This is a genomic window from Streptomyces sp. NRRL B-24085 (assembly GCF_001282115.1).
Classification (GTDB): domain Bacteria; phylum Actinomycetota; class Actinomycetes; order Streptomycetales; family Streptomycetaceae; genus Streptomyces.
On sequence record NZ_LJBR01000344.1, the window covers coordinates 1 to 4,521 of the forward strand.

Genomic DNA, 4,521 nt, shown 5'->3' on the forward strand with positions numbered 1-4,521 from the left:
TCGCACGGCGTGCCCGGCTACCCGGGGCGCGCGATGTTCCGGCCCGGCGCGAACAACGAGTACGTCACCCGGCTCGGCAGACAGCTCGTGAAGAAAGGGTTCGGCAAGTACTACACGACCGGGCCGGGGCCGCGCTGGGGCGAGCCGGACCGACGCGGTGTCGAGGCCTTCCAGCGCGCCCAGGGCTGGCGGGGCGGCGCGGCGGACGGCTATCCGGGGCCGGAGACCTGGCGGCGGCTCTTCTCGTAACCACCTGTGGTGACATCTGGCGCGGAGGCTGGAGACACGCATGAGTACGACCACTTCACCCACACCGGAGTCCGAGGGCCACGCACGCCCCGCCCGGCTCATCCAGAACGAGGCGACCACCGAGATCCCGGTCCATCTGCTCTTCCGTGACGACCCGGACCCGGTGTCGGTGCCGCTGAAGCCCGCGGTGGTGGCCCGCCGGCAGGGCACCGGGGAACAGCCCCGGCTGCGCAGGCCCGGCCAGGCCGTCCCGCGACCCGCCCCCGATGTCGACCCCGAACTGGCCGAGCGCCCCGCGCGGGTGCTGCCGGGCTCGGTGGGAGTCCTCGCCGGCGCCTGCGGACTGGCCGGCTGCGCGGTCACCTCGTGGTGGGCCGGGGTGCTGCCGCGGCTCGCCCTGGAGGCGTTCAGGGTCCCGGCGTTCGCGGGCGCGGCCCTGGGTCCGGCGCAGTGGGGGGCGTACGCCGGGGCCGGCGCCCTCGGGCTGTTCGGCTTCGGCGGACTGGCCCGCGGCCGGACCGGGCGGGCCTGGGTGCTCGGTCTGTTCGGCCGCTACCGGGGGACCGTCCGGCGCACCGGACTGATGTGGGTCAACCCGCTGCTGCTGCGCCGCCGGGTCGACGTACGGCTGCGGCACTGGCGTGGCGAGCCGATGGCGGCGGCCGACGCGAGCGGGGTCGCGCTGCGGGTCGTCGTCCTCGTGGTGTGGCGGGTGCGTGACACCGCGCGGGCCACGCTCGGCGTCGACGACCACGAGACGTATCTGCGCGAGTGCGTCGAGGCCGCGCTCGCCCGGGTCCCGGTGGAGGTGCCGGGCTCCGGCCGGGGCTCGGCCGACGCGGCGGGGGAGGCGCTGACCCGGCTGGTGGCCGCGGAGACCGCGCCCGTCGGCGTCGAGGTGTTCTCGGTGCAGCCGCTGCGGGTGGAGTACGCCCCCGAGGTCGCCGCCGCGATGCACCGGCGCCGGATCGCCGCGCTGGACGCCCAGCAGCGGGCCACCGTGCTGACCTCGGTGGTGGACTCGGTGGAGGACACGGTGACCCGGCTGACCATGCGGGGCCTGGTGGAGCTGGACGACTACGAACGCAAGGCGCTGGTGAAGGACTTGACGGTGGCGTTCTGCGCGGGGCGTGGAGAACAAGGGCCGTAGTTGGTATGGACATGTTCAACGCTCAGTAATAATCTGGGACTTGGTCTAGACCTGCAAGCTCACTGAACTTCCCCCACGTTCTCCAGGAGCGGCAGCATGCGCAAAAAGACCAAGTGGTACGCCGCGGTGATGGGTCTCGCCACCACCGGAGCCCTCGTGCTCTCGTCCGGCGGCGCCAGCGGCCACGGCTACACCGACCTCCCCATCAGCAGGCAGAAGCTCTGCCAGAACGGCACGGTGGCGAACTGCGGCTCGATCCAGTGGGAGCCGCAGAGCGTCGAGGGCCCGAAGGGCTTCCCGGCCGGCGGGCCCGCCGACGGGCAGATATGCAACGCCGGCCTGAGCCAGTTCAGCCAGCTCAGCGCACCGAGGACACCGTCGGGCTCCGCATGGCCGGCGACGAAGGTGACGGGCGGGCAGAGCTACACGTTCCGCTGGCAGTTCACCGCCATGCACGCGACGACCGACTTCAAGTACTACGTCACCAAGGCGGGCTGGAACCAGAACCACAACCTGGCCCGCTCCGACCTCAACCTCACCCCGTTCCTGACCGTCCCCTACAACGGCCAGCGACCCCCCTCCACCCTCTCGCACAGCGGCACCCTGCCGTCCGGGCTCAGCGGACGGCACGTGATCGTCGCGGTGTGGACGATCGCCGACACGGCGAACGCGTTCTACGCCTGCTCGGACGTCACGTTCTGAGCATCGCTTGAGACAGTCCAGGCTTCCCCCGGGGTAGGTTCCCCCACACGATCACGCGATCACGTGATCGGTGCCTGACCTCGGGGGATCCGTCATGAGCGCCTTCTTCTACGTCATTCCGGTCCTGATCATGGCCGTGGCCCTGTCCGGCGCGTACCTCATGGTGCGGCGCTGGCTGCGGATGCGCAGCGCCTTCAGGAGCGGGCTCACCGCCGAGGCCCGGTGCCTGCGGGTGTACGCCGTGGCGCACGGCGGCGGCGACAGCCGGGTGCGCACGAGTCTGCGCCATGTGTACGAGTTCAGGGCCCGCGACGGCCGGATCGTCCGCTTCGAGGAGGAGGGCGGTCCGGGCACCGTGCTCGAAGGTGACGTCGTCACCGTGCACTACGCCGAGGGCCCGCGCATCGTGGCCACGGCCCGCCCCGGCAGCGGCGGTCACGGCTGCGCCGCCGGCGCGGTGGTGGCCTTCGCCGGGGTGGCCGTCCTGATCTGCGCCGTCTCCATGGCCGCCTTCGCCGCGATGTCCTAGACCTCCACATCTGACGACCCGTCAACTACCGTACACCTCCATGGACTCCAGGAGGCGTACGGTCGCGGAGCTCGTCGGCGCGCGGTGGGGTGACCACCGGCCCGGACTGTGGTTCGAGGGGCGGGAGTTCACCCACCACGAGGTGGCGGCGGGCGCCGCGGCCCGGGCGGCACTCCTCACCGACCTGCTGCCGGGCGCCGGCGCCCACATCGGGGTGCTGCTCGACAACACCCCTGAGTACCCGCTGTGGTTGGGCGCCGCCGCCCTCGCCCGTACCGCCGTCGCCGGCGTCAACCCCACCCGCCGGGGCGCCGAACTGGCCCGCGACATCCTGCACACCGAGTGCCGCCTGCTGATCACCGAGGCCTCCCACCTGCCGTTGCTGCGGGGCCTGGACCTGCCCGCCGTCCGTCTGCTGGTGACCGGCACCGAGGAGTACGACACCCTGCTCGCGCCCTATGCCGGCGCCGAACCGGACGCCTCCCGGGCCGACCCCGAGGACCGGCTGCTCCTCTGCTTCACCTCCGGCTCCACCGGCGCCCCCAAGGCCGCGCTCTGCTCCCAGGGCCGGCTGGCCGCCGCCGGGCACTCCCTGGCGGATCAGTTCCGGCTCGGGCCGGACGGGGTGCACTACGTCTGCATGCCGATGTTCCACGGCAACGCGGTGATCGCCGACTGGGCGCCCGCGCTGGCGACCGGCGCCGGGGTCGCGCTCAGGCGGCGGTTCTCGGCCTCGGGGTTCCTGGCGGACGTGCGCGCGTACCGGGCGACGTACTTCACCTATGTCGGCCGGGCCGTCCAGTACGTCCTCGCCACCGAGCCCCGCGAGGACGACCGGGACAACCCGCTGCGGCTCGGCTTCGGCACCGAGGCGGGGGCCGAGGACGCGGCGACCTTCGAGCGGCGGTTCGGAGTGCGGCTGGTCGAGGGGTACGGGTCCTCCGAGGGCGGCGCGGCGATCCAGTGGGCGCCGGGGACTCCTCGGGGCGCGGTCGGACGGGCGGGGCCCGGGCTCGTCGTACTCGACCAGGAGACGGGCGAGGAGTGTCCGCCCGCGCGCCTCGACGCGGCCGGGCGGCTGCTGAACGGGGACGAGGCGATAGGGGAGCTGGTGAACACCGACCCGAACCCCTTCGAGGGCTACTGGCGCAACCCCGGGGCGGAGGCCGAGCGCCGCCGGGGAGGCTGGTACTGGACCGGCGACCTCTTCTACCGCGACCGTGACGGCTACCTGTACTTCGCCGGCCGCACCGACGACCGGATCCGCGTCGACGGCGAGAACCTGGCCGCCGCGATGATCGAGAACATCCTCGCGCGCTACGAGGGGGCGGCCGCCGTCGCCGTGTACGCAGTGCCGGATCCGGTGACCGGGGACCAGGTGATGGCGACGATCGCCGGAACCTTCGACCCGGTGGCCTTCGCGGACTTCCTCGCGGCCCAGCCCGACCTCGGCACGAAGATGGCGCCCCGGTTCGTGCGGGTGGTCGAGCGGATGCTGGTCACGGCGACGCACAAGATCCAGCGGGCCCGGCTCAGGAAGGAGGGCCTGGGCTGCACGGACCCGGTGTGGTGGCGGCCACCGGGCCGGAAGACCTACCGCAGACTGGCCCCGGAAAACGCCGAAGGGCCCCTCGCTCCCACGAGAGGCCCTTCACCGGTGCGCCGCCAGGGACTCGAACCCCGGACCCGCTGATGCTGCATCTTCTGGGGGGTAACCCCCAGACCCCCAGCCGACTTCTCGGGCCCCAGACCCCCAGCCGACCTCTCGGCCCCGGAAAACGCCGAAGGGCCCCTCGCTCCCACGAGAGGCCCTTCACCGGTGCGCCGCCAGGGACTCGAACCCCGGACCCGCTGATTAAGAGTCAGCTGCTCTAACCAACTGAGCTAGCGG

General features: G+C 72.7%; 5 protein-coding genes. All 5 read left to right on the forward strand.

Translation table 11 applies throughout. The features are described from left to right. The coding region (locus AOJ26_RS31650) for a peptidoglycan-binding protein (protein ID WP_199828890.1) at positions 1 to 249 on the forward strand (249 nt) is incomplete at its 5' end. Positions 250 to 289: 40 nt separating this feature from the next. Further along, the gene (locus AOJ26_RS31655; protein ID WP_053851801.1) at positions 290 to 1,399 is read left to right on the forward strand and encodes an SPFH domain-containing protein; all 1,110 of its coding nucleotides are present in this window, start codon (positions 290 to 292) and stop codon (positions 1,397 to 1,399) included. Positions 1,400 to 1,495: 96 nt separating this feature from the next. Continuing rightward, positions 1,496 to 2,101 (forward strand): lytic polysaccharide monooxygenase auxiliary activity family 9 protein, encoded by a 606-nt coding sequence (locus AOJ26_RS31660; protein WP_053851802.1) that lies wholly within the window; start codon positions 1,496 to 1,498, stop codon positions 2,099 to 2,101. A 94-nt stretch (positions 2,102 to 2,195) separates the two neighbouring features. Beyond that, positions 2,196 to 2,630 (forward strand): DUF3592 domain-containing protein, encoded by a 435-nt coding sequence (locus AOJ26_RS31665; protein WP_053851803.1) that lies wholly within the window; start codon positions 2,196 to 2,198, stop codon positions 2,628 to 2,630. A gap of 40 nt (positions 2,631 to 2,670) precedes the next feature. Further along, positions 2,671 to 4,323 (forward strand): AMP-binding protein, encoded by a 1,653-nt coding sequence (locus tag AOJ26_RS31670; RefSeq protein WP_053851804.1) that lies wholly within the window; start codon positions 2,671 to 2,673, stop codon positions 4,321 to 4,323. The last annotated feature ends 198 nt before the right edge of the window (positions 4,324 to 4,521 follow it).

Excerpts from the sequence above, each read along its gene's own strand:
- AOJ26_RS31655 (WP_053851801.1), top strand. The coding sequence starts at position 290 with ATGAGTACGACCACTTCACCCACACCGGAGTCCGAGGGCCACGCACGC.
- AOJ26_RS31660 (WP_053851802.1), top strand. The coding sequence starts at position 1,496 with ATGCGCAAAAAGACCAAGTGGTACGCCGCGGTGATGGGTCTCGCCACC.
- AOJ26_RS31665 (WP_053851803.1), top strand. The coding sequence starts at position 2,196 with ATGAGCGCCTTCTTCTACGTCATTCCGGTCCTGATCATGGCCGTGGCC.
- AOJ26_RS31670 (WP_053851804.1), top strand. The coding sequence starts at position 2,671 with ATGGACTCCAGGAGGCGTACGGTCGCGGAGCTCGTCGGCGCGCGGTGG.